General features: G+C 42.0%; 24 protein-coding genes and 1 tRNA gene. 5 read left to right on the top strand and 20 right to left on the bottom strand.

Features of this window, described 5'->3' with window-relative positions; all coding sequences use genetic code 11:
* Positions 1–1,972, bottom strand: a 1,972-nt coding sequence (locus I8751_RS21555; RefSeq protein WP_449658081.1) for an nSTAND1 domain-containing NTPase, incomplete at its 3' end; no start/stop codon positions are given.
* A gap of 93 nt (positions 1,973–2,065) precedes the next feature.
* Entirely contained in the window at positions 2,066–3,415 is a 1,350-nt protein-coding gene (locus I8751_RS21550) for an AAA family ATPase (protein WP_214441148.1), read from the bottom strand.
* A gap of 432 nt (positions 3,416–3,847) precedes the next feature.
* On the opposite strand from I8751_RS21550, the gene I8751_RS21545 reads away from it, so the two are divergent.
* Positions 3,848–4,198 carry a winged helix-turn-helix transcriptional regulator gene (locus I8751_RS21545; RefSeq protein WP_214441147.1) on the top strand — a complete coding sequence of 117 codons (351 nt, stop codon included), beginning with the start codon at positions 3,848–3,850 and terminating at the stop codon, positions 4,196–4,198.
* Between the two features lie 23 nt (positions 4,199–4,221).
* Here I8751_RS21545 and I8751_RS21540 read toward each other — a convergent pair whose 3' ends face one another.
* The 6 genes from I8751_RS21540 to I8751_RS21515 all read right to left on the bottom strand — a co-directional run bounded on the left by I8751_RS21540 (position 4,222) and on the right by I8751_RS21515 (position 8,546).
* A complete protein-coding gene (locus I8751_RS21540) occupies positions 4,222–4,620 on the bottom strand; it encodes a salt stress protein, Slr1339 family (RefSeq protein ID WP_214441146.1) in 399 nt (132 codons plus the stop codon).
* Between the two features lie 137 nt (positions 4,621–4,757).
* On the bottom strand, positions 4,758–5,363 hold the full coding sequence (locus I8751_RS21535; RefSeq protein WP_214441145.1) for a vWA domain-containing protein: 606 nt from the start codon (positions 5,361–5,363) through the stop codon (positions 4,758–4,760).
* A gap of 243 nt (positions 5,364–5,606) precedes the next feature.
* Positions 5,607–6,212: a vWA domain-containing protein gene (locus tag I8751_RS21530; RefSeq protein ID WP_214441149.1), complete on the bottom strand. Its 606-nt coding sequence runs from the start codon at positions 6,210–6,212 to the stop codon at positions 5,607–5,609.
* Positions 6,213–6,460: 248 nt separating this feature from the next.
* Positions 6,461–6,952, bottom strand: a complete 492-nt coding sequence (locus I8751_RS21525; protein ID WP_214441144.1) for a DUF1499 domain-containing protein — start codon at positions 6,950–6,952, stop codon at positions 6,461–6,463.
* 92 nt (positions 6,953–7,044) lie between these two features.
* On the bottom strand, positions 7,045–7,677 hold the full coding sequence (locus I8751_RS21520; protein ID WP_214441143.1) for a transaldolase family protein: 633 nt from the start codon (positions 7,675–7,677) through the stop codon (positions 7,045–7,047).
* Between the two features lie 203 nt (positions 7,678–7,880).
* Positions 7,881–8,546, bottom strand: coding sequence for a hypothetical protein (locus tag I8751_RS21515; RefSeq protein WP_214441142.1), 666 nt, complete (start codon positions 8,544–8,546; stop codon positions 7,881–7,883).
* A gap of 190 nt (positions 8,547–8,736) precedes the next feature.
* Here I8751_RS21515 and rpsD point away from each other — a divergent pair, with 190 nt between their 5' ends.
* Positions 8,737–9,345 carry a 30S ribosomal protein S4 gene (rpsD, locus tag I8751_RS21510; RefSeq protein WP_214441141.1) on the top strand — a complete coding sequence of 203 codons (609 nt, stop codon included), beginning with the start codon at positions 8,737–8,739 and terminating at the stop codon, positions 9,343–9,345.
* Between the two features lie 182 nt (positions 9,346–9,527).
* Here the strand turns inward: rpsD and moaA are convergent, their stop codons facing one another.
* From moaA to I8751_RS21495, 3 genes are all read right to left on the bottom strand, one after another.
* Positions 9,528–10,514, bottom strand: coding sequence for a GTP 3',8-cyclase MoaA (gene moaA, locus I8751_RS21505; protein ID WP_214441140.1), 987 nt, complete (start codon positions 10,512–10,514; stop codon positions 9,528–9,530).
* A gap of 278 nt (positions 10,515–10,792) precedes the next feature.
* Positions 10,793–11,461 (bottom strand): PEP-CTERM sorting domain-containing protein, encoded by a 669-nt coding sequence (locus tag I8751_RS21500; RefSeq protein ID WP_225894314.1) that lies wholly within the window; start codon positions 11,459–11,461, stop codon positions 10,793–10,795.
* Between the two features lie 502 nt (positions 11,462–11,963).
* Positions 11,964–12,608 (bottom strand): TetR/AcrR family transcriptional regulator, encoded by a 645-nt coding sequence (locus I8751_RS21495; RefSeq protein ID WP_214441138.1) that lies wholly within the window; start codon positions 12,606–12,608, stop codon positions 11,964–11,966.
* 131 nt (positions 12,609–12,739) lie between these two features.
* On the opposite strand from I8751_RS21495, the gene I8751_RS21490 reads away from it, so the two are divergent.
* Positions 12,740–13,870, top strand: coding sequence for an FAD-dependent monooxygenase (locus I8751_RS21490; protein ID WP_214441137.1), 1,131 nt, complete (start codon positions 12,740–12,742; stop codon positions 13,868–13,870).
* On the opposite strand, the gene I8751_RS21485 is transcribed toward I8751_RS21490, so the two are convergent.
* The 5 genes from I8751_RS21485 to I8751_RS21465 form a co-directional block, all read right to left on the bottom strand.
* A complete protein-coding gene (locus I8751_RS21485; protein WP_214441136.1) occupies positions 13,867–14,010 on the bottom strand; it encodes a hypothetical protein in 144 nt (47 codons plus the stop codon). The two genes, I8751_RS21490 and I8751_RS21485, sit on opposite strands and share 4 nt — an antisense overlap.
* A 40-nt stretch (positions 14,011–14,050) precedes the next feature.
* Positions 14,051–14,767: a hypothetical protein gene (locus I8751_RS21480; protein ID WP_214441135.1), complete on the bottom strand. Its 717-nt coding sequence runs from the start codon at positions 14,765–14,767 to the stop codon at positions 14,051–14,053.
* Positions 14,768–15,078: 311 nt separating this feature from the next.
* A complete protein-coding gene (locus tag I8751_RS21475) occupies positions 15,079–15,303 on the bottom strand; it encodes an indolepyruvate ferredoxin oxidoreductase subunit alpha (protein WP_066380485.1) in 225 nt (74 codons plus the stop codon).
* A 265-nt stretch (positions 15,304–15,568) separates the two neighbouring features.
* Positions 15,569–16,780 (bottom strand): ATP phosphoribosyltransferase regulatory subunit, encoded by a 1,212-nt coding sequence (locus tag I8751_RS21470; RefSeq protein ID WP_214441134.1) that lies wholly within the window; start codon positions 16,778–16,780, stop codon positions 15,569–15,571.
* Entirely contained in the window at positions 16,780–17,724 is a 945-nt protein-coding gene (locus tag I8751_RS21465) for a J domain-containing protein (RefSeq protein ID WP_214441133.1), read from the bottom strand. Before I8751_RS21465 ends, I8751_RS21470 begins: the two co-directional genes overlap by 1 nt.
* Positions 17,725–18,208: 484 nt before the next feature.
* Between I8751_RS21465 and I8751_RS21460 the strand changes: the two genes are divergently transcribed.
* Positions 18,209–18,427, top strand: a complete 219-nt coding sequence (locus I8751_RS21460) for a type I secretion C-terminal target domain-containing protein (protein ID WP_214441132.1) — start codon at positions 18,209–18,211, stop codon at positions 18,425–18,427.
* A gap of 8 nt (positions 18,428–18,435) precedes the next feature.
* Here I8751_RS21460 and I8751_RS21455 read toward each other — a convergent pair whose 3' ends face one another.
* The 3 genes from I8751_RS21455 to I8751_RS21445 form a co-directional block, all read right to left on the bottom strand.
* A complete protein-coding gene (locus tag I8751_RS21455) occupies positions 18,436–19,248 on the bottom strand; it encodes an inositol monophosphatase family protein (protein WP_214441131.1) in 813 nt (270 codons plus the stop codon).
* Positions 19,249–19,363: 115 nt separating this feature from the next.
* Positions 19,364–19,918 carry a thermonuclease family protein gene (locus tag I8751_RS21450; RefSeq protein WP_318780354.1) on the bottom strand — a complete coding sequence of 185 codons (555 nt, stop codon included), beginning with the start codon at positions 19,916–19,918 and terminating at the stop codon, positions 19,364–19,366.
* Between the two features lie 24 nt (positions 19,919–19,942).
* On the bottom strand, positions 19,943–20,311 hold the full coding sequence (locus tag I8751_RS21445; RefSeq protein WP_214441129.1) for a 2Fe-2S iron-sulfur cluster-binding protein: 369 nt from the start codon (positions 20,309–20,311) through the stop codon (positions 19,943–19,945).
* 106 nt (positions 20,312–20,417) lie between these two features.
* On the opposite strand from I8751_RS21445, the gene I8751_RS21440 reads away from it, so the two are divergent.
* A tRNA-Ser gene (locus tag I8751_RS21440) sits at positions 20,418–20,504 on the top strand.
* A 576-nt stretch (positions 20,505–21,080) separates the two neighbouring features.
* Here I8751_RS21440 and hetR read toward each other — a convergent pair.
* Positions 21,081–21,980 carry a heterocyst differentiation master regulator HetR gene (hetR, locus tag I8751_RS21435; protein WP_214441128.1) on the bottom strand — a complete coding sequence of 300 codons (900 nt, stop codon included), beginning with the start codon at positions 21,978–21,980 and terminating at the stop codon, positions 21,081–21,083.
* Between the last annotated feature and the right edge of the window lie 702 nt (positions 21,981–22,682).

The raw sequence follows: 22,682 nt of genomic DNA, 5'->3' as shown, positions 1-22,682 counted from the left end.
GTGGCTGAGTATCTGAAACTGGCGAACGAGTATCAAAGACTCGCGGCTGAGTATCTGAAACTGGCGCATGAGTATCAAAGACTCGTGGCTGAGTATCTGAAACTGGCGAACGAGTATCAAAGACTCGCGGCTGAGTATCAAAGACTCGTGAACCTTGAGCCTCAGAAGGTAAAACTCCCTCTCCTCCCTGCTCTTCGGTCACTGAGCGTCTTGTACTGAGCGTAGCCGAAGTAAGCCGAAGTACTGCCTCTCCACTCACTCCCAAAAGCCGTCCCAACTCTTCCATCCAATTAGTGTAAACACGCATCACCACAGGTAAATTATCTTGAATACCTATAGCTTGCTTTCTCAAAGCTGGAACCAGCCCCGCATTCACCAACGAACTTTTACCCACGCCCGATTGTCCATGAATCACTATCAATTTACGGTCATTGCGACCAATGCGTTCAATTAAGCGGTCTACATCTAATTGACGACCAGAAGCAGCGATTTCTGGGGCGACGCTACCTTGATTATCAATTCGTTTGGGTGTAAAATTTGGCGTTTCTAATCGTTTTGTAGCCTGCAATCTACCCGCACCAATAAACGCCCGCAAACCAAATTGCTGCTCAACCGAACGCCTTTCTAATTTGGCATCAAAGGCTGAGAGATATTGCTGTTGCTGATAGAATAGCTTTTGCAAAATCCGCAGAATATGAATATAAATCTGCGGGTCGTTCTTAGTAATTCCAATTTCTCTAGCGGCTGTTAAATTATCAATTGCTGATTGATATTGTTTTAAATGCTGCTGTGCCTGGGCAATAATTAATAATATTTTTTGAAGTTGATCAATCTCTGCCTGTGCAAATTGATGATTTGTAGATAAAATATCTAATGCTTTTTGAGCTAATTCTTGGGATTGCTGCCAATTTTTTTGTGCTAGTGCGACTTCTGCCAAAAAGCCATAATCTTGAGCAATTTTAATTGTGTTGTTCTCAGATTCATGGAATATTAAAGCTTGTTCAGCCAGAGTTTTGAATTGTTCCCAAGCTTGTAAATATCGCAAAATTACGCCAAATTTATCAATAGAATCGGCAATTAAATCTGGGCGCTGTGCTGCGGTAAACGCGTCTAGAGCGCGTTGGAGAAAATTGTTAATTAAAAGCCCCGACGATTGGAAATCGCGGACTAGACTTCTAGTCTGAGGGAGATTGTGAGGGCGATTCTTTTCTTTTTCGTAATGACAAATTGTAATCTGAGTGAGTATTTTACCTTGCCGTTCTAAATTGTGATTCTCCTGCCAAAACAATAAACTTTGCTGATAATATTCAATTGCAGCATCTAGATTTCGATTAATCGATTCAACTAAACCTAATAAAAAATCACAATTGGCTTTTAACTGCGGTGTTAAATCTTGTTTGTAATATTGCAAATCTTGCCAAGCGGATTTAATTTCAATACAAATTTCTAAACTTAAAGATAAATAATTATCAAATAATTGCGCTGCTGTTTGTTGCAATAAATCAATTAATTCAGAATTAGCGATCGCAAAGTTTTTAGTAGTAGCCCAACTTTCTAAATCTGGCGCTAATTGCATTAGTTGTTGGTGAACTTCTGCATTAATCCACAACACTAAAGGGAATGCAAAACTTTTGCGAAACTCTTCTCGCACTTGATTTGCAGAAGTCAACATTTGAGGCAAATCTTGCAAAGAATCTAAACCGACAACCATCAAAGCTTGCAGATTATCCCCAAATTCTTCACGAATCGCAGTATATAAAGTCCTTTGAGATTGCCGCAAATATAAAACCTGAATCTCAACTGAGCAAATTTCGCGCAATTGGTCAATCAGGCGATCGCGCAAACTGGCATAATTACACCGTGCCAAAATCAGCTTAAACTGTCCCACTGAAGCTTCAATCGCCCAAGCTAATTGTTGCAGCGAGCGATTGTTGTTAACGCTAAAATCTTCTGGTGGGTGCTGTTGTGTCATAAATTGATTGCAAAAAACTATATTTTTGATTCTTTAGTAGTAAGCACTTTAGTGCTTTTGCAACCCTGAAGTACTAAAGTGCTTACTACGAATTTAAAGACCGCTTAACTCTCTGGCTTCTGCCAAAATCGGGTTAACATCAAACCAAGATTCGCCATCATCCCGATATTCAAACACAAATCGACTGCGAATCAGTTTTTGGTATCCGTGGTCATCGCTGACTTTTTTCTTTTGCTTGACATGACGTAGCAATTGCCATTCTTCATCAGAAATCGGCATAGTCATTTCGTTACGACGAGCGCGAATCACTTGCTCTAAGGTTGCACGAGTTAGGGGAAGTTGCATTTCCTCCATAATCCAGCTATTCAACAATCGCAACAAGTCTCGCACATGACCGCCACTTAATTGACATAGGCGTTCTAAAGTTGCCACACAATCAAAAATATCAGTAATGTTGCCCAGACGCTCCTGTGGTTGCATGTCAGGAAAGGCTCTTGCCAATACCATCTGCTGCATCAGTGCCATTCCCTGCTGATGCACACTGCCATCAGGCCATTGTACGGGAACCATCGGCAAAACCTTGGGGTCTTCAAATCGCTGAGTCAACATTCCGTAGTCATTGGAAAACTTGAGGGCTAGTGGCATTGTATACACTAGATGACAATTTAGCTTAGTCAAAATCTCACCTTGATCCACAAACAGATACTCTTGTTGTGGACGACCCCAAGCCTTGACGCGATTATCAATCCGGTCAAGATTATCGACAATTACCACTAGACCTTGTTTACCCTGTTGTTTCAGTTTAGCGATCGCAGGTTCTAAAAGTTCTCGATTAATCGCTTCTAACAGATTAGTTTTTTGCGGCCCGATATACTGGTTGAGTTTTGCCCTTAAGGTAGGGTCGCTTTTGGTCTTCGCAGTGATTTTACCAATGCCAAAAGCCAAAGAAAACTTATCTTTTTCACTGGTGAAACCAACATCACCAATACCCGTTTTGAATTCTGCCCCTGTGACTTCAGAGTTTAAAACATTCCACGCACCTTGCAGTAATTCATTGAACTTGCTAGTTTCCCCCAGTGTAATTTTATCCAGAGTTTGACTCACACGACGCGCGATCGCTAGCAGCACATCGGCAATATCGACATCGGTCATTTCCAGGTCTTCACTAGATTCAAAATAAACTACACCAAAGCCGTCTTTTTCTAGTTCCGCCTGTAACCGCAATAGTTCTGTTGATTTTCCGCAACCAATATGACCTGTAAATAAAGTACAAGTCGGTTGATTAGGCTGAAAAAAGGTAATTTTATGCTTTAGCTTGCCAATAATATCGCCACCCCGCACCGAGGAAAAGTCAATATAATACTTGACATCTGCGGCATTGTTGACAAATAAAGTCCGGCTGGGATCAGTTGCTTGAAAAAATTCCCGCAAATCTATAGACATAAGGCTAGTAATTTATTTACGCTGCGCGGGTCAGTTGTTAATAGTCAATTGTTAGTTGTTTTTGATCTGGTTTAATACCCCAACCCAAGAGTGGGTAGTACTAAAAAAATCTTTACAACTGACCACTGACCACTAACAACTGACAACTGACAAAACTCCACCCACAAGAGGATAGAATTTTTATTTATCTGGTATGTCTTTAGACATCCTTGATGATCAGGATAAAGTTATTTACAGCACCTTTAGTCGATATTTCGCAGAAATTTTCAATTTTGTCGATAAAACAAACTATTGCAAAGATAAATGCGATCGCGCGATTCTGTAGATAAACTTGAGTTAATATTACCTAGTAGCCATTGTTTAGGCGATCGTATCCTTAACTGTGGCTAAAAATTTTTCGCGTTCATCATCACTAGAGTTGATGTTGTAACTATGAAAGCTGAAGCAGAAAATGATGTTAGGTTGACTTGCGAAGTGGAAACAACGCTCAAGGTAATTGGCGGACGCTGGAAAGTTTTGATTATTAGAGAATTAATTGCAGGCATCAAAAGATTTGGTGAATTGCAACGAGCCTTACCTGGAATTACACAAAAGATGCTCACTCAGCAACTCAGAGAAATGGAGGAAGATAGCATCATACATCGAGAAGTTTACGCGCAAATTCCCCCCAAAGTAGAATATTCATTGACACCTTTAGGAGAAAGTCTCAAACCAATTCTTTATGCAATGCATGATTGGGCTACCCAGCATTGGTCTGAATTAAATGGCAAGCACAACAGTTAAATTAATTTAAAGTAATTTTGAGTTTATTCGTTACTTTGTAAATATTCAATTGCCGCCTCTAACTTTGACGGGTAGCTTTCAGCAAATCTTTCAAACCAAAGTCCTTCCGGGGAAAATGGATCTAATTTATCTAGCCATTCTTTAGCTCGATGTTTCAAAGTTTCTAGCTGTTTGGCTTTAATTTGTGCTTGTCGAATTTGTTCTTGTTCTAATTCTTGCTGTTTTTTCAACTCCTCAGTTTCATCCTGTGCTGCAAAGTCAGCCTTTACTTCAGCTAAAAGGTTGTCTACTAAAGATGTAGACTTTAGTGGGGATGGAATAAATGGTTTTGCTGCTTTGGGTTTTGGTGGCTGTTGCTTTTCAGGGTGTGCTTCATTATATTCAGCTTTGACCTGAGCTAACAGCTTATCAATAGCATCCATTGTTTTAAATCTGATTAAAGTAGTAGAGAGAGGGAACAGGGAACAATGTCTGAAATCCTTGTCAAAAGCTAATTACGAATTACGTTAGCGCAGCGTTAGCGACGCAGGAGCGTCATTACGAATTACGCGCATCGGTGCTAGTCATTAATGGCATTAAGCAGTATTTCAGATAAACTAAAATCTTCCATATCTTCCATTGTAACTGTGTCACAAATATCAAACTTAGCACCAGCGCTTTCGAGTTCATCATCCAACACTTTAAGAAAGCGGGTGGCTTGTTGATCTGTGCCAACTTGAATAAATGAAATGCCTAATTCTTCATCTCTCTCCATGCGGCGAGAAGCTTCAATAATCACTTTCATTACTGCTTTACGATCATCGGGTTCTCCATCAGTAACAACTAAAATAATTTCACCGTTAGGCTTAGTTTTGCCTGTACTTTTTCGTTGGAAGTAATCATCAGTCGCATGTTTTAAAACAGCTGCTAAATCGGTAGTTCCAGAGGGATCATTCTCTTGAAAAATTTGTCCTACTTTGCTTGTAGTAACATTTTCATAGCGTTTGAATCTACCAGAAAATAAATAGACCGTAATACCATCTGGATCAAATTGTTCGCACTTACTAGCTAAAGCTAAAGTAGATTCTTGTGCTGTTACCCATCTACTTCTGCCACCCTTTTGATCTGGGGTTGCCATGCTACCGCTTTTGTCAATAATTAAGGTATAGTCCCGATTTTCTAGCATTACTAAATTCTCCAATTATTTAGTCAATGGTCAATAGTCATTGAGCATTAATCAATTAGTGATTTTCCCTATTCTCCATCTCACTCGTGAAAAAATCGAGATTAGTTATACCAATTCTCTATGAAGATGCATAGAATATTAAACGTAGACGCAAAGCGGCTTGCCGGAGGCTACCGCCAAGTACGCCAAGAGCGCCAAGAATAGAGAGTTACTCATTTAGTGCAACTTCACATTAAATTGATATTAGTCGGTAATCGCATTCATCAATACATCTGCAAGACTCATATCTTCTAAATCATCTAAAGTGACGGTATCGCAAATATCGAATTTAGCACCAACACCTTGCAACTGATCGTCTAAAGCTTTGAGAAACTTAGTTGCTTGAGAATCTGAACCTACTTGAATCATCGAAATTGCCAATTCTTCATCACGCTCCATTTGGCGAGTAGCGTTAATAATTACCTCAAATACGGCTTTGCGATCGTCTGGTTCGCCATCTGTGATCACTAAAATTGTCTCGCCATTGGGCTTGGTGTTACCAGCGGCTTTGCGCTTAAAGTAATTATTGAGGGCATCTTGGAGAACACCTGCTAAGTTTGTCGTGCCAGCAGGGTCATTTTCTAAAAATATCTGGGCGACTTTGGCTGAGGTTACATCGTCATAGCGTTTAAATCTTCCAGAAAATACGTATACAGTAATTCCATCGGGGTCAAATTGTTCGCACTTTCTGGCTAAAGCGAGAGTAGATTCTTGGGCTATTTCCCACCGACTTCTACCACCAACTTGGTCAGGAGTAGACATACTCCCGCTTTTATCAATGATTAATGTATAGTCGCGATCGCTCATCATAAGATTCCTCTTAGTCATACCCTGTGGTTCTAGTCTAGTCTAGGGTTCTATTGTACTGACAGAGGATTTAAGCTTCTTAACGACTTTTGTTACTCATTTACTACTCAAAATTATCAAATTTGACAAAAACTTCTAAACCCTGTCTCTAAAGAGCAGGGATATAGGGCAACAGTGAAAGCATCTTTGCAAAATAGGCGATCGCTAGTTTGAATGCCCTAAAATCTGATTTATTCGTTATAGCGTTCAAATCAAATGTTTAAATCACGCAGAGCCAAACGAATTTGCTCCAAACGCCTGCGGTTGACCCCAAGATCTGATTCTCCTATGCGAGATGCCGAGCGCAGATGAATTACTGACTCATCTTGAGGCAAATAAAACTCTACATCATCAGTAAATTTGAAGATACGGCTTTTAGAAAGAGCGTGAATGTAATTATCTTTTTGTTCTATAACTTCTGTACGGGGAACAACGCTGAGAACTTTGAGTAAGGTTTCTCGTGCTGTGTCGTGGTCTACATGATAAGCGATCGGATCAATGGCGTGTTTAGGATCAGCATCTTGACTCACAACACAGTTGTTTGAAGCCGGACAAGAACTCAGATGACCATTATCAACTCCCAAGCTAGAAGAATCAGCCCAAGTAGGAGCAGTAAATATTAAACTACTAATCAAAGTTAGCAATATTACCAAAATCATACTCCGTAATAACCGCTGAGCGATTGCTGTCAACAGATGGGACATGATAAATTTACTCCTTACGGTTTGAATAGTACTCAATTATCTTCGGTCATTTCGGTACTAATTAATGAATGTCTATCCCCTGATTCTTTTGTTCAAATGCCACGTCCATTGTGGGCAAACTCATCAATAGTTTTCTGCGAGAGTTCATGAGTGGTCATTGACTGCAACATTCCCAAAGGTAAAGTGAGATGATGGGCACCGGCTTGTAGAGATGCTGCTGCTTCTTCAGGAGATTTGATACTAGCTGCCAGAATTTCTGTATTGCTACCTGTTAGCACACTGGCCATTTCCCGTACCAACGCTACACCATCACCCAAAAGCCTAGTGGCGCGATTTACATAAGCGATCGCATAAGTAGCCCCCGCTTCTTGAGAAACAGCCGCTTGAGCCGCACTATATATTGCTGTCACTGCACAGGGAATTTCTGGTGACAAAGAAGCCACTGCTTGAAAACCAACAAGAGAAGCTGGAATTTTCAATACAGTCTGTTGCCCAATAATTTCAAAAGCTGCCCGTCCTTCTGCCACCATGCCATTTAAGTCAGACGACATCAATTGATAAAACACTGGCCCTGTAGTTAACTCTGCCAATTTTTTGAGTATAGTCTGTACTGGTAAATCAGTTTTAGACAACAAAGTGGGGTTAGTTGTGATCCCTTTGACCCATCCTAATTGTCTAGCAACTTCAGCTTCAGCAGCGATCGCCGAGTCGAGATAAATACTCACTTTTTTACTCTCCTGTAAAAAGCAATCGATAAATTATTGAAGAGTGTTGTTGAATAATCAAAACAATGGGCCAGAAAGTTACTCCCGACCCACTTAATCTATGCACTAAATTTTGAATTTGGCCAAGCAATCCCAAATAAGCTTCCAGTAATACTGAAGCAATGTTTTAGGAAAGTAGTTTTAGTACCAGTCAGACTGACTCCCTACTTTGGTAGATCTATATTGTTCTCTGGATTCTGTGGATTCTCTGGATTCTCAGGAATTGGATTAGTCTCAAAAGTCGGACTAAATTCCGTGGAACGTCGAGTTGGGAATAATGTAGATGCAGGTGGCACACCGCCAATGCGATCGCTACCATCAATACAAGTATTCAGTGCTTGAACTGGTGTTAAGTCGATTTCACTACGCAAGCCCACAACACACTGGGCAAAGCGCACGGGTAATAAACTACGACCACAGTAAGTTAAAACATCAGGATTAACTGCTCCTTGGGTATTCTTGCTAATACCAGCTACACAAGAAGCCAACTCCTTCGGACGACGGGCTTGGTTACAAGCAGAAAGGGCATCAGTTGCTGCAATTTCTGTATTCCCCTTGATGTAAACCACACAAGAAGCCAAATCCCTTGGACGCAGTGCCTTGGCACAAGCTTCTGATGCTGCTTGTGCAGTTACACCTTCACCTAAGACTCGACCTGCACAGACACGATAATCATTGTTGTAGGTAGCAGCCATACCAGGAGCGATCGCTAACAACCATCCAGCTATAGCTAAAACTGGTGCTGTCAACCGAATTGCTTTATTCTTGAATGTCGCAGAAACTGAACTACCTTGTTCATTGCTCAGTCTGCTAACCTCTGTTTTGCACATTGCCGTTCTCCAAACACCCAAAGTTATGCTAACTCAAATGTGCAACAAATCTTCTGGAAAACAGGAAAATTGGTAGATACTGGCATAAATTTTTGATGATTAAATTTATGATTTTTGACAATAATCATTTCCGACTATTTATAATAGTATGTCTGAGTAAAATTTAAACAGGATTAGATTAAGGAAACTCATGTCCCGATATAGAGGGCCACGCCTCAGAATTGTACGTCGCTTGGGCGAATTACCAGGATTAACTCGTAAAAGCCCAAGACGCGCTTATCCGCCAGGTCAGCACGGTCAAAACCGTAAGAAACGCTCTGAGTATGCTATTCGTCTAGAAGAAAAGCAAAAGATGCGTTTGAACTACGGTCTGACTGAAAAGCAAATGTTGCGCTATGTGCGTAGAGCCAGACGTGTTACCGGTTCGACTGGACAAGTGCTGCTGCAACTGCTAGAGATGCGCTTGGATAATACTGTTTTTCGCATGGGAATGGCTCCCACCATTCCAGCTGCTCGCCAACTGGTGAACCACGGTCACATAACGGTCAATGGTCGTGTAGTGAATATTGCCAGTTACCATTGCCGTCCCGGAGAAGAAGTTGCTGTCAGAAACCGAGAAGCATCACGTAAGCTAGTGGAAGCCAACTTGCAATATCCAGGTTTAGCCAACCTCCCCAGTCATCTGGAGTTTGACAAAAACAAGTTGACTGGTAAAGTTAACAGTGTTATTGAACGGGAATGGATCGCGCTACAAGTTAATGAACTGCTGGTGGTGGAATACTACTCACGGCAAGCTTAGGTCAGTGGTTAGTGGTCAGTGGTCAGTGGTTAGTGGTCAGTAGTCAGTGGTTAGTGACCATCATATTTTTTAAGGTCACGCCACTTACTTGCGTTTTGGGGGGGTATTAAACCAGATCAAAAACAACACTTCTACAAGCTCAGTGCATCGCTGACAACTGACAACTGACAACTGACAACTGACTATCCACCAATTTGCGACATAGTACGGCTGTATGCAGCCGTAGTACCAGAGTCGCGCTGTTTGAAGTTGATTTCTGGCTTGATTGCTAATAACTGTCTCACCTGTTCTTGTAATTGTGTGGTGCTGATACCAGAACGCAAAGCAGTTTTTAAATCAATTTGACCAGTCTCATTTAATAAACAAGGACGCAGCCAGCCATCGGCACTCAAGCGCATCCGGTTACAGCGATCGCAAAAACATTCTGACATCTGGCTAATAAATCCAAGTGTCCCTTGCGCCCCCGGAATTTGAAAGACATCAGCAGGGCCAGCACCGCAAACTTGAGATTCTGACAAGCCCCAGCGATCACAAATTTGTTGCCGTAATTCGGCTGAAGATACCCAACCGCGATCGCCAAATAATTGCCAGTTACCAATGGGCATAAACTCAATAAATCGGACATGCCACTGTCTGTCAATTGTCAAAGCCGCTAAATCTAAAACTTCGTGGTCGTTGACACCGGGAATAATCACTACATTCAGCTTGAGTGGGTCAAATCCTACATTATAGGCAGACTGAATCCCATCCCAGACTTGTTGCCAACGCGAACGTCCGTTGTTACCAATAATTTGGTTAAAAATATCTGGGTCGAGAGAATCGAGGCTAATATTAATCCGTCGTAAGCCAGCATTGTAGAGACTTTGCGCCATTGGGGCAAGTAAAAACCCATTGGTTGTCATTGAGAGGTCTTGTATTTGGGGGAATGAGGCGATCGCTTTGACCAAATCCAACATACGGGGACGCAGTAAAGGTTCTCCACCAGTCAGACGAAATCGGGTAAAGCCTACGGGAATAAAGACTTTTTGAATTAAGGTGAGCAATTCTTGGTCAGTCAATAATTGTTGCTTGAGGATATAGTCTAGTTCTGCCCCCTCTGGCATACAATACTGACAACGGAAATTGCAGCGATCAATGAGGCTAATTCGCAGATAATCTACCTGGTTCATCTTTAGTTATGGGTTTTATAGCCTGTAGGCAACAGATAAGATTTTTATTAATTACTTGCTATATGAATTTTTCAGAGGCTCTTCTAAACTAACGCGCCTCGAATATATTTGCGAATATGACTTGGAACTCGAAACACCTCATCATTGTAAATCTTGGTAAACAACATCAACAATTGTCCAAGATGTAACATTGATTTCAATACAATATTTTATACAAAAAAACATAGGTATTTTACCTATGTCTGCTTTATCATATTTAGAGAGAACTCAGTTAGAAATTATGCAATCTTTCTTCTCTTATTGCCGCGAGTTGTAAAGTAGATTCCCATTAAAGATAAAGCAGCCAGGCTAGTAGGTTCCGGAATCGAAATTGGTTCATCTGAAACAGTAATTTGACCTTCTATCACCTCACCATTATCACCCACTTCTCCAATGTAAAGATATAGCGGACGACTTGTAGAAACGGTACTTGTGAGATTAAAACCAATTTTACCGCCATCACCTAAGCTGACAAATCCAGAAGCACTAGAATCAGTTGTAGAATTACCATCAAAACTTTGCAGTGTAGCAACTAAGTTGTCAATATTGCTACCAGTAGTACCAAATAAAGATGGATCTACAGGAGAACGCTGATTTCCTGCCATGAACATAGTTCCAGTTGGACTAAAATCAAACACACTCAACCCTGCAATACTATTGACGTTTGCAGCATTATTAATCAAGGTATTGCTGAGCTTGATTGCATCTAAATCAAAGCCACTAAATCCGCCAGAAAAACCGCCTGTGCCGCTATTGCTATCTGTAATAGCGATCGAACTAATATCAAAGCCAATGCTAGACAAATCAGCACGGTAAACGGCAGTTCCTTGGGGAGTACCACCAGTCAAGCCCGATAACTTGGTAAAAGAAAGATCAAATGTTCCAGCTGTCGCGCTCTGAGCAGACATCAGGCTCATTGCTATAGTAGTCAAACCAAAAGTTAAGAGCTTAGAACCAGGTAAAACACTGAGTATTTTCATGAATTCTGGATACCATCTTCTAATGTACGCGGATTCTACATACCTTTTGAATACGAGCTTAAGCGCTACTTGAGGTCAGTAACTAGATAGTTTCTCAATATTTACGGAAAATTTGTCAATATTTTATAATTTTTTTATCTAAAACTCGTACAAAGATAGTACATATACATAAAAAAACAGGCAAGATTAAAGTTAGACGATCTGTCCGTAATAATGCCACTTTGATGCGCGATCGCACAGGCGCGAGAATCATAGCGTTCGCCTCACAGCTATCTGAAACGTCTTTGGACTTAGATCCTGGTAGATATGCTTCATGTACCATCATCAGCAGTTCAAGCCACCTAACGTTCCCATTCAGCGGCGACAGATATAATTGAAACGAAGTGCGAAGACCCGATATGTCCGCTGTAATGGGGTTGTTCTGCTGCTGTCAGGATTGTTGTACGCCCGCCAAGATTAGCGCAATTGCTTCCTGGGTGTGCTGTTCTAACATTGCTTTGCTCAAAAGTCTCTTGCCTTGCGGAAACTGTTGAATATTGCCCGCACCAACGAAATAGAACAGGCAAGTTCCCATGATATTGATTGCGGACTGAAACGGGTCGAGTTGACGAAACACCCCTGCACTCACACCTTTTTCGAGAATCGCGATCAATGCAGCATCAATGCTTACCGAATCACTGTGTTTGTAGTATATGCCCTGATTTTGCACAGCTTCGTGAAACATGATGGTTGGTAGTTTCGGATTACGAGATACACAGTCGAGTAATGCCCTCAAAAATGTCTCCAACGCGATATCAGGAGGCAAATGTTCTAACTCTAACTTCTGAAGCGTTTGTACAAGGTCAGTGTGAGATCGCTTCAAGACCTCTCGATACAAACCTTCCTTATCCTTGAAATAGTAGTAAATCATCGACTTTGCAACACCTGTTTTAGCTGCGATCGCTTCTGTTCGAGCCGCTGTAAAGCCATGTTGGGCAAACTCTTCCTCTGCTGCTGTCAGAATTACAGCTTGAGTCGCTTCAGCGTCTCGAACTGGCTTGACATTCTCTGCTTTTTTACTTCTTGGGCGTGTCACAGTGCTTAAGTGTCCAAGGAATCTATGAGTGAGTATACCTCTTTATCAACTGAACAGTCAGTTGACAAAATCGAAAGAATCTTGTTTGATCAAAATCAATCAACTGACAAGTCTGTCGATAAAGTGTAGCCATGAACAGAATAATTATTATCGGTGGTGGAATTGGCGGTGCTGCGACTGCATTGGCTTTGAGTCGTGCTGGTTTTGAGTTTGTTGTTTATGAACGAGCTAAAGAATTACGAGAAGTTGGGGCAGGGATTGCACTTTGGGCAAACGCGACCCACATTCTAAACAAGTTAGGCTTATTGGAAGAAGCGAAGCAAGTTGGCTATCTCACCACAAATTATCAATTCAATTCTCAACGGGGTAAAGAGTTAGTGAACATGGCAATCGATGGCTTTGAGTTGCCTGTTATCGGGATTCATCGGGCTGAGTTGCATCAGCTATTGTGGCGTAACGTTCCAAGTGAAAAATTTATTTTGGGAGAAACCTTTGAGCGATTTGAGCGCAAAAATAATCAGGTTCATGCCTATTTTGTTTCCGGTCTGAGCGTTGAGGGGAATGCGTTAATTGGTGCTGATGGACTGCGATCACAGGTAAGAGCCGCAATTTTAGGGAATGAACCGCCCACATATCGCAATTTCAAGACTTGGCGAGGTTTGACAGATTATATTCCGAACGGATATCGACCTGGCTATATTCAAGAATTTTTAGGGGGTGGCAAAGGTTTCGGCTTCATGATGCTAGGCAGAGGCAAAATGTATTGGTATGCGGCAGCGACCGCGATCAAAGCCCAACCTGATGCCGCGATGGGACGTAAAAAGGAACTTGAGACGATGTATCAAGACTGGTTTCCATCAATTCTTGAGTTGATTACGGCAACGGACGAAGCCAATATTCTGACGACTGATTTGTACGATCGTCCTCCAAACCAACCTTGGAGCCAGCAGAATATTACGCTGTTGGGCGATGCTGCTCACCCAATGTTGCCAACAATGGGACAAGGAGCCTGTACTGCTTTAGAAGATGCGTATGTTGTTGCCAAATGTCTGAAAGAACAATCTGATCCGATTGCTTCGTTTCAACGCTATGAATCGCTAAGATTTCCTCGAACGAAAGCAATCGTAGAGCAGTCCTTGCAATCTGGCAAGATGGGCGAATTGAGCAATCCCTTAGCGGTTGGACTCCGCAACATCTTGATGAAAGTAACGGGTTCAGCAATTAGCAGCAGCTTTAAATCTCTTCACGCTTACCGAGCTTAGCTACCCACAGATAACTCGTCAACTATGCCCCAACCGACTAAACGAAGCGGCAGAAAGCTTCTGGTCAGTGGTTGCCGAAATTTTTGCAACACCACAAGCGGCTTCGGCAAATTTGCTGCACCAGGGTTGTTATGCAGCACACCTACTCTTATATGAAAACTTTGCACATCTTTTGCACATCTACCGATACCTTAGTGAAAATCGTCGTACTTCATTAGCAGCTTCTTTGCGTAAATTCATTGGCTCAAGCCCACCTAGCTCTTGCCACACTACATTAACAGGCATTAGCACACCCTGATTTACACTAACAATAGGATATTCACAGCCTGGATAGTCTTCTCTAACAATCCAATGACCTTTTACCCTACGTCGTATAACCTCTCCCACATATGCGACTAAATTGTCATACAATTCAGCTTGAATTTTTTCAGAACCATAATCTTCAGCTTTACTAGATAAAATGTCCAAACTTTTGTATGAGAAGTCTAGCTGGTCGTGTGAAATGTCTAAACATCTGACTAGCTCATCAATTAATTCGTCAATCTTGTTAACAAGCTGTACTCTATGTTTTGAATAATAGAACCAATGAGCTACAGAACTTCCGTGACCGTTAGAATAGTCTTCTCTAACGTTTTGCGTCCACTGAATCATTCGCAAGAAATATTCTTTGGCATAAATATCACCTCTGCCAGGGATTGAAATTCCTTTGGGATCAAAGACAAATAGAAACCTATCATTTGATAGTTCATAGACTTGAGGTTGATTCTTGTATCCAGTGCTATAAGTTTCTTCAAAAAATTCAGTAAATTCTTCATGCAATCTTTCCTCAGATTCTATTAGTTCTTGAACCTGCCTCTTTGTGAGCCGTTTTGCATTAAGAGATTTTTTATTTTCCATCTTTAGAGCAAATACAGATTCAAGTAATAGCCTCAATCAAGCACAGAAAAGTATTCCATGAATGATTAAAAAAAGGCAAAATTCTTGTTTGGTCAGGTGCATTAGCAAAGTATGTACCTTACTAAAGTTGCAGGTTAGGCGATCGCCTAACCTAACCTGAGTTCGATCAACCTCTCTCCAACCCCTCTCCGACGCGGAGAAGGGCAGAAAACCTACTAGTTTTAAACGAAAAAATCAAGGTTCCAAAGCCTCTCCCACCGTGGGGAGAGGTTTGGAAGCGGGGTTTTTAGAGCCGTCGAACCCACGTTAACCTAGGGAGTTTTTTGCAGATCCGGTCGTTCTTCTGGGACGATCGCATCTGCTACAGGGCACACTTGGATACATATACCACAATCAATACAGGTGGCAAAGTCAATCCAGTACCAATCGGTTCCCTTGACATTTTTGCCTGGGCCTTCATGGATACAAGCTACCGGACAAGCATCTACGCAGTCAGCAACACCTTCGCAAACATCAGTAACAATCGTGTGCGGCATTTATCGATTCCCTCTCTTCTGAATCAGCTGTTTCTAGCCTAGCAGGAGTACGGGGAGGCAGGGAGCAGGGAAGCAGGGGAGCAACAAGAGGGGAAAAGGTGAGCCAGCGCGGTCTTGGGGGAAACCCCCAAGACCGCGCTGGCGTTAGCGCAGCGTTAGCGACGCAGGAGCGTCACCCCGAAGGGGTTAAAGGGTAAAGGATGAAGAAATAAACCCTTTTCCCCCTTACCCATTTCCCTTTGCCCTTCTTACTCATGCTCCATGCTTAACGCAATGCTTCAATCGTTGGTGAACCATCGGCTTTGATCCAAGCAATTTGAGCAATACCGCGATCGCGTGCGTATTGCCGAATGGCTTGTGCATCTCTGCCACCTAAATCTATTTCCACCCGCACTAAATGAGTAGACTCACGCAGTTTTTGGGCGTAAGTAAAAGCAGCAGCCTCAGCACTTGCTGCCTCTGGTACAACTAGCCAGTTACTGACTGGGGTTGCCTGTGGCAATTGCTGAGTTGGTAAAAGAACTTGGTATAAGTCTTCAATATTAAGTACAAAACCAATGCCGGGAATATTTTCTCCTTGGGGATGATATAGCCCCAAAAGTTGGTCGTAGCGACCACCCCGTCCCAAAACCCGTGCTTGCGACCCAGCATTACTAACTACTTCAAAAACAATGCCAGTGTAGTAGTCTATGGTTTGGATCAAGCTGAGATCCAAAATTATGGGTATTTTTCCCCCAGATTCTAGTAACTCTACCAGTGATTTAAGGTTATTTAGTGCTTCTTGTTGCTCTGCATCTAAGTTTAAAGTGCTAACTTTTTGTAATACGTCTGCACTCGTTCCGCGTAGATCCAGCATAATTCTGGCACGTTCGCGCAGTTGATCACTCAAAGGCAAGGTATCTATAGTAATGCGGTCAAGATTAGCGATCGCACTCCGTACCTTAGACTGTAAATCAGCAGGAAAGGCATCCAAAAGCGATCGGGTGATTCCCGCTTCACCTAAAATTAAATGCCAATCTTGCAAACCGAGTGCAGCCAAACAATTTGCGGCTAACAACAGCACTTCTGCATTTGCCAACAATCCGCCTACACCCAACAACTCAACCCCAGCTTGGTAAAACTCTTGCTGGCGATTGTGCCTGTTTTCCCAAGTGCGGCGGAATACGTTGGCATTGTAGTACAACCGTTGCGGATAAGTTACCCCTGCCATGCGCGTGACAACGGCACGAGCAATAGAGGCTGTTAACTCTGGACGCAATCCTAATTCTTCATCTTGGCCATTTTGCAGTTGAATCACCATCTGGCGCTGAATTGCTTCTCCCGCCATCAGGGTATCCATGCGCTCCAACGTCGAGGTGATAATCCTGTGATATCCCCAACGGTGAAACACCTGCTGTAACCTGTCTTCAATCCAGCGTTTTTGAGCGACATCTAAAGGTAATAAATCTCTGGCTCCCGCTGCTGGTTGATACACCATTATTTTTTCTTCCCACCAAACAAACCACCAAACAAACTCCCACCTCCTGGCTTATCTGGTTGTTTAGTTCCAGTTTGAGGAGGTGAAGTCACCTTAGAGCTACTAGATTGTTGCCCCAACGCCTTTTCTATTTTAGGTTTCCATGTCAACGCTGCTTGGTCGTTGGGATCTAATTTGAGAGCATTATCAAAGTGAATTTTTGCCATCTTCAGTTGATTTTGCTTCAAATATACCAATGCGATCAAGCTGTGACATTGGCTATTCTTAGGTTCTAGCTTCAGAGCATCCTGTAACTCTACCTTGGCTTGGGCAAATTGGTTTTTGTCAATCAAGCTTTGAGCGCGACGGATATATTGTTCAGCCGCAGAATCTTCTTTGACTGGCGCTGGTGGTGGAGGTGCTGTGTTTGACTTTGGCGTACCTGAATTAACTGTGGGTTTAGCAGATGGCGGCGTTGTGGAAACTTTGCCAGCACTCCGCATTAGGTACACTAAATTTAACTCGCTGATTTGAGCAATGACTTGGATTGATTGTTGCAAGGAATCATATTGGGTTGCAGCAATTTTAGCGATCGCAGTTTTATAAAGAAGATCAATATTTGGAGCCGCAGCCAACTGTCTCGACAAGTCACTATTTAGTTCCACCGAAGCAGATTCCTGTACCAGGCGCTTGCCCATTTGAGACAAAATTATAATATATTCTGTGCGAGTGCGTTCTCCAGTAAGTGTTTCGTAAGCTGGGTTAACCAACTTTGATAACAATTCGCTAGCAAGCTGTTTTTCCGTAGCGGTGGTCATAGCACTGCTATCAGGATGTAAACGACGAGCAATTTGCAAATAACGTTTACGTATCTCTTTCACGTCTGCATCAACAGGAACACACAAAATTGCGTGATGGTCTATGAAATCATATTTAAACAATCCACGATCTATTCTTAAAGACATATAGCAGTTTTGCACCAAAAGAGCCGTTAAATTTGTTCTAGTTTAGTTTGCCCAATTAATAATCCGGCAGTAGCAAATCTTTGGTACTCAGGAAGAACAATTTGCGTATGTTGAGTTCCGTAGATCAGAATACGGAGATTGAGGTATCGTCAGATTTAGAGAAATTGTATTATTTAGTACATATTGAGAAGATACAAGCAATAACTGCCTTGTTTATAAAGTAAGAATAATTTTTATTACATTTATCAAGACTAGTAAATTCTCTGAATGTCATTAATTTAACTTAAATACTTGAGTACCAATATATTAATTGCTAGCTAGTTTATGGCTGTTGAGTGAGTAAAGCGATCGCACTTGAGAAATTTCCTAGGAATCGGGCAATTAGGTTAATAAAGCTGGTATGTATGTCACCGCTAGGAGATGCAGACATCGACATCAAATATTTTTAGCAATGAGCAAGTAATTACGTTAGGACAAAATTGTGATGACACAATTGCTTGATAGCCTCGTGTCTGGTGGCTATAACGGCAGTGATGCTATAGCCGATGGCTATGTACAATTAGTACAAGGTAGCACAGCTAATAGTACTATCCTGCAAATTGACCGCGATGGTGCAATTGGTAATGCCGTCTTCAGAAACTTCATTGAGTTCGATAATGTAACACCCCAGGCGATGAATAATCTCAATAACTTTGTATTCTAGAAATTCCCTTATTTCCACGCTGACAGTGGGGGTACTTGTTGCAGTTCATGACTGAGGCTGTCGTGCAGATAACCATTAGTAGCGAGAATTCTACCTGTTGCTATTTTTAAAGGAGTGGTGTCATAAGCAGTAACTTTACCCCCAGCTTCTTGTAACAAAATTATCCCAGCGGCAATATCCCAAGGAGAAAGCCCTCGTTCCCAATACCCATCGACGCGCCCGCAAGCAACATAGGCCAAATCCAACGATGCTGAACCGCTACGTCTGACTCCTTGGGTAAGATGGGTAAGGTGGCAAAATTCTGCATAGTTATTGTCAGATGTTTCACGGCGATCGTAAGCAAATCCACTTACCAGAAGACTTTTACTCAATTCAGTGGTTTCTGAAACTTTGATGGGGTGGCGATTTCGCGTTGCTCCTAAGCCAGCCCCAGCCCGGAATAATTCATTATGAAAAGGATCATAAATTACGCCAACTTGTGGAACGCCATTAATTAACAATCCAATGGAAACAGCAAAAGCCGGGTACTGGTGGGCGTAGTTGGTTGTCCCATCTAGAGGATCAATTGCCCAGAGATATTCATTATCTTGGTTTCCTAGTTTTCCCGATTCTTCAGCAAGGATTGAGTGCTGGGGAAAGTGGCGATTTAAAATTTCCAAAATCACCACTTCTGAGGCTTTATCCGCAGCTGTAACTAAATCACCAGGGCGGCCTTTTTCAGTAATCGCATCTTCTAATTTACCCAGATAACCTTGCAACACTGCACCGGCAGCTAATGCTGCTTCCGTAGCAATATCTAAAAAAGTTTGTAGTTGAGTCATGAGTTAGTTGTCAGTGGTCAGTGGTCAGTTGTCAATAGTCAGTGGTTAGTGGTTAGTGGACATAAGTCAATACTTAATGAAAACAACCTATAACTAACAACTAACTCAGCACTGCTTAACGATTCAGTCGGCGAAATTCTGCTGGAGTGAGACGCATGGGTTGTTCTGAGTTCCAAATTCCTTTTCCCATGAGTCTAGCCCATTGTTGGGCACGTTCTAAACGTTGGTCGTATTTGTGATTAGGCGATCGCCCAACGAATAACCCATACCCTTGTTTGAGTACCTGTTCATTCAATAACTGCTGATCTTTCCACACATAAGCCAAAGTCCGGCCAATTTTGTCTTTGGCTTCGATGTCAAACTCCAACGTTACAGGTTTTTCGAGATCGCCAACCAACTTTTCTAAGAGTTCCTTTGCTCCATCTCCCCAAGGACGCTGTCGCAAATCTGGTGTATCAACACCAATTAACCGCACTTGAGATATGAGATTTGGTTGTTCTGCCATACCTAGAACTTCCAGACTTTGGCCACTAACTACCCGCGCTACTTTCACTTGAGCTTGATTGTTTTCAAGCTGACTTTTGGCTTGACAACTTATGAGTAGTAGCAAGCAAGCTAAAATGGCAATTTTTCGTATCAAAACGCAAAGACGCACCCCCAAAGTAGTTATTTCCTCTTCTGCATGAACAAAATCTTAATCTTCATCTAACGGTAAACCCGCCTTAACTCTCCCCCTAGCAAAATAACGCCCAAATTGGAGTTCGTAAACTTCATCTTCATCTTGTGTTTCTACCTCCAAGTCCGAACGGGCGTAACTCACACACAACAAGGCATAACCTTGCCTACGCAACTCCGGCGACAATCCGATCGCCTCTGGTTGGTAAATATCTCCTGACAATACTCTCACAGCACAAGTAGTGCAAGCTCCATTACGGCAAGAAAAAGGCAATTCCACCCCTTGTCTTTCGGCAGTATGCAGAATGTAGCGGTCTTCTGGTACTTGCAGGGTGTATTCTTCGCCAGTGGCGCGATCGCGAACTTTAATTGTATATATTCGGGACATCTTGATTTGGGGTTTGAGACTTCGACTTTCAGATTTAATCTAAAATGTCTACTTTTATCTTTGCACTTTCTGTGATTTCATAGTACAATCGTAAATTGTGACACCTGGAGAGGTGGCCGAGTGGTTTAAGGCGCAGACCTGGAAAGTCTGTTTGGGGGAAACTTCAACGAGGGTTCGAATCCCTCCCTCTCCGTTCTTTGAGACTAGTTTAGTTTAATACCAAGTTAAATAATAATCACTATAAATGAAGCGCTAAAAGCTAATCTAGCAACTCTTTTTCTGTTGCTGTGGGAGATTTTACACGGTCAGCGATCGCGTAGAAAAACTATGACCAAAGAGCTTTGGCGAAGTTACACGTAGCTTATTTCTCCCTATGCAATAATATAGCAGGGGACATGTAACAGGCTTGAAGGCCTCTTAGTGTAAAGGTTTTATGATTAGTTTATGTCCTAAGCTAAGTGGCAACTGCTATACGGTAAAAATATATATAGGACATTTTAAGAGTGTAAATTTCAGGAACAGTAATATTTTTACCTCCTGCCTTTTGTGATATAAACTAACTTGCATAAAGTGCAAGTTGTAACCAGTGTCTGGCAACGGACAAATGCTGCTATAGGCTGAACCTCCTGTTTGTGCAGCAAAAGACTGCCCGTCGCTACTGTTGAAGATTGGTGTTAAACTCACCATCTGCTGGATTCTAAATCGTGGTTTACCTGGGATAAGGATTTCAAAGAACAAAATCACGAGCAATTTACTAACTGTTAAATTGTTAGTCTTCTTTTCTACCAAAAACCATCTGTAAAATCATGGGAATACCGCCACTTTGGTGATATCTATCTGCCCAAGCACGAATGATTTCATCCAATTCTTCCATAGCCTGATCCCATTTTTCTAGTGGAATATCTAACTCTTCCACGCCTCGCATAGTATTTGCTCGCCGTTCTGCCCAATCTTTCATCATTCGGAAATACCGGGCAGTATCTTCTACCATAATGTAGGTACGTTCTTGATCGTCTGCTGGGGCATAAAAAGGACGAGTTAGAGCGTAGAAAGGCATTCCCCAAGGAGAATCAATTCGCGTTACTGTACCTGAATATAGAAGACGGCGCTTGATATGCTCTGCTAAGGCTTCACTTAAGGGCATTTGATGCTCAGGTGGCAAAACCTCTTGCGATCGCTTGTGCAAAAATTCAATTAACTCTAAAAATTCAAAGGAACTGACTAACTGAGCATCAGGCAAATTGCTGGGTAATTTTTGCTCAATTTGTTTTTTTTCTTCGCCAGTCAAACTTGTGCCTGGAACACGCGACCGCCCTGGTTGCCAAGGATATTTTTCCATCCAAACATAAGGCAATTGAATTAGATATCGGGGTTCTTGAGAACCCAGCATTTTTAATAATTTGCCTTCTGTCAGGGCTTGTCTGACTTCCTCAACGATAATTTTGACTCGTTTTGGTTCTAGGTGGTGCAAATGCCCCGTCATCCGGAGGTTTTGCCCCTGCTCTAGATAGGTCATGTAAATTGCACACTTAGCTGCCGTTGCGGCTGCATCCAAGAATGCCCCATGCCTGTGCCCACTTGTCCGCATGGCACTGAAAGCCAGATAAAGCATAATCTGATCCATCGCACTGGGGCCAAGTTGTTTGATCAGATCTATGTCGTTACTCATATTACAGATAGTTGAATAGCAAGTTTACACAATTATTAGTCACACGAAAATACGTAGTATACACCCGAATGGAGGCAATTTTTGCACTCCAGACAGCTGATTATGTTTTAACTATGAAATGGCTGTTAATTAGAACCGTTCACCTCCGTATTTTATGGCGCGTAGCCAGAAGCAGTATAGCTCTAAATTTGCTTTGCATTTGACTAAGAAATCACAAAATGATTTTCTACTTCCCCGAAGGGTAGCTTTGCAAATGACCAGCAAACTTTTTGCTTCTTATTAGTAAATTACATAGACTTCTTGTGATATCCGGGTTTTCCTCACCCTTTACGAGCAACAATTAAAAAAATGTTCTGGCTACGTACTTGTATCGAGGATATTTGCCTGTGAAAACCAGGAGTTAGGTTTTATGGGAAGCATTTCTCTTTGAGGATGATGAATATCTTCTGTACCAAGCCAAGCTCTGGAGAATATTGGTTGTACACACTTCCCAAAGATGTTTGAAAACTATATATAGGAAGAAGTTACCTGCTGATCAAAGTCACACTATTAAGCTCATTAGTGGCTTTAAATCCTTATGCTGCTTACATCTGGCGGCGATTTATGAGCAGATAAGGTAGTGGATTAGAGGGACAATCAGAGGTTGTAAATAAGGCAGATAATTCCAATTTCAGAACACCTTTTATCTGTTTAGAGGTTTTA

The sequence above is a fragment of the Atlanticothrix silvestris CENA357 genome (assembly GCF_016056295.1).
Classification (GTDB): Bacteria; Cyanobacteriota; Cyanobacteriia; order Cyanobacteriales; family Nostocaceae; genus Atlanticothrix; species Atlanticothrix silvestris.
This window is presented reverse-complemented; position numbering and strand designations above follow the sequence as displayed.

Coding starts and splice junctions, on each gene's coding strand:
- I8751_RS21535 (WP_214441145.1), bottom strand. CDS start 5,363: ATGCTAGAAAATCGGGACTATACCTTAATTATTGACAAAAGCGGTAGC.
- I8751_RS21530 (WP_214441149.1), bottom strand. CDS start 6,212: ATGATGAGCGATCGCGACTATACATTAATCATTGATAAAAGCGGGAGT.
- I8751_RS21470 (WP_214441134.1), bottom strand. CDS start 16,780: ATGGTGTATCAACCAGCAGCGGGAGCCAGAGATTTATTACCTTTAGAT.
- I8751_RS21465 (WP_214441133.1), bottom strand. CDS start 17,724: ATGTCTTTAAGAATAGATCGTGGATTGTTTAAATATGATTTCATAGAC.
- I8751_RS21545 (WP_214441147.1), top strand. CDS start 3,848: ATGAAAGCTGAAGCAGAAAATGATGTTAGGTTGACTTGCGAAGTGGAA.
- I8751_RS21515 (WP_214441142.1), bottom strand. CDS start 8,546: ATGTGCAAAACAGAGGTTAGCAGACTGAGCAATGAACAAGGTAGTTCA.
- I8751_RS21490 (WP_214441137.1), top strand. CDS start 12,740: ATGAACAGAATAATTATTATCGGTGGTGGAATTGGCGGTGCTGCGACT.
- moaA (WP_214441140.1), bottom strand. CDS start 10,514: ATGAACCAGGTAGATTATCTGCGAATTAGCCTCATTGATCGCTGCAAT.
- hetR (WP_214441128.1), bottom strand. CDS start 21,980: ATGAGTAACGACATAGATCTGATCAAACAACTTGGCCCCAGTGCGATG.
- I8751_RS21550 (WP_214441148.1), bottom strand. CDS start 3,415: ATGTCTATAGATTTGCGGGAATTTTTTCAAGCAACTGATCCCAGCCGG.
- I8751_RS21445 (WP_214441129.1), bottom strand. CDS start 20,311: ATGTCCCGAATATATACAATTAAAGTTCGCGATCGCGCCACTGGCGAA.
- I8751_RS21525 (WP_214441144.1), bottom strand. CDS start 6,952: ATGTCCCATCTGTTGACAGCAATCGCTCAGCGGTTATTACGGAGTATG.
- I8751_RS21540 (WP_214441146.1), bottom strand. CDS start 4,620: ATGGATGCTATTGATAAGCTGTTAGCTCAGGTCAAAGCTGAATATAAT.
- I8751_RS21455 (WP_214441131.1), bottom strand. CDS start 19,248: ATGACTCAACTACAAACTTTTTTAGATATTGCTACGGAAGCAGCATTA.
- rpsD (WP_214441141.1), top strand. CDS start 8,737: ATGTCCCGATATAGAGGGCCACGCCTCAGAATTGTACGTCGCTTGGGC.
- I8751_RS21460 (WP_214441132.1), top strand. CDS start 18,209: ATGACACAATTGCTTGATAGCCTCGTGTCTGGTGGCTATAACGGCAGT.
- I8751_RS21500 (WP_225894314.1), bottom strand. CDS start 11,461: ATGTCTGCTCAGAGCGCGACAGCTGGAACATTTGATCTTTCTTTTACC.
- I8751_RS21475 (WP_066380485.1), bottom strand. CDS start 15,303: ATGCCGCACACGATTGTTACTGATGTTTGCGAAGGTGTTGCTGACTGC.
- I8751_RS21480 (WP_214441135.1), bottom strand. CDS start 14,767: ATGGAAAATAAAAAATCTCTTAATGCAAAACGGCTCACAAAGAGGCAG.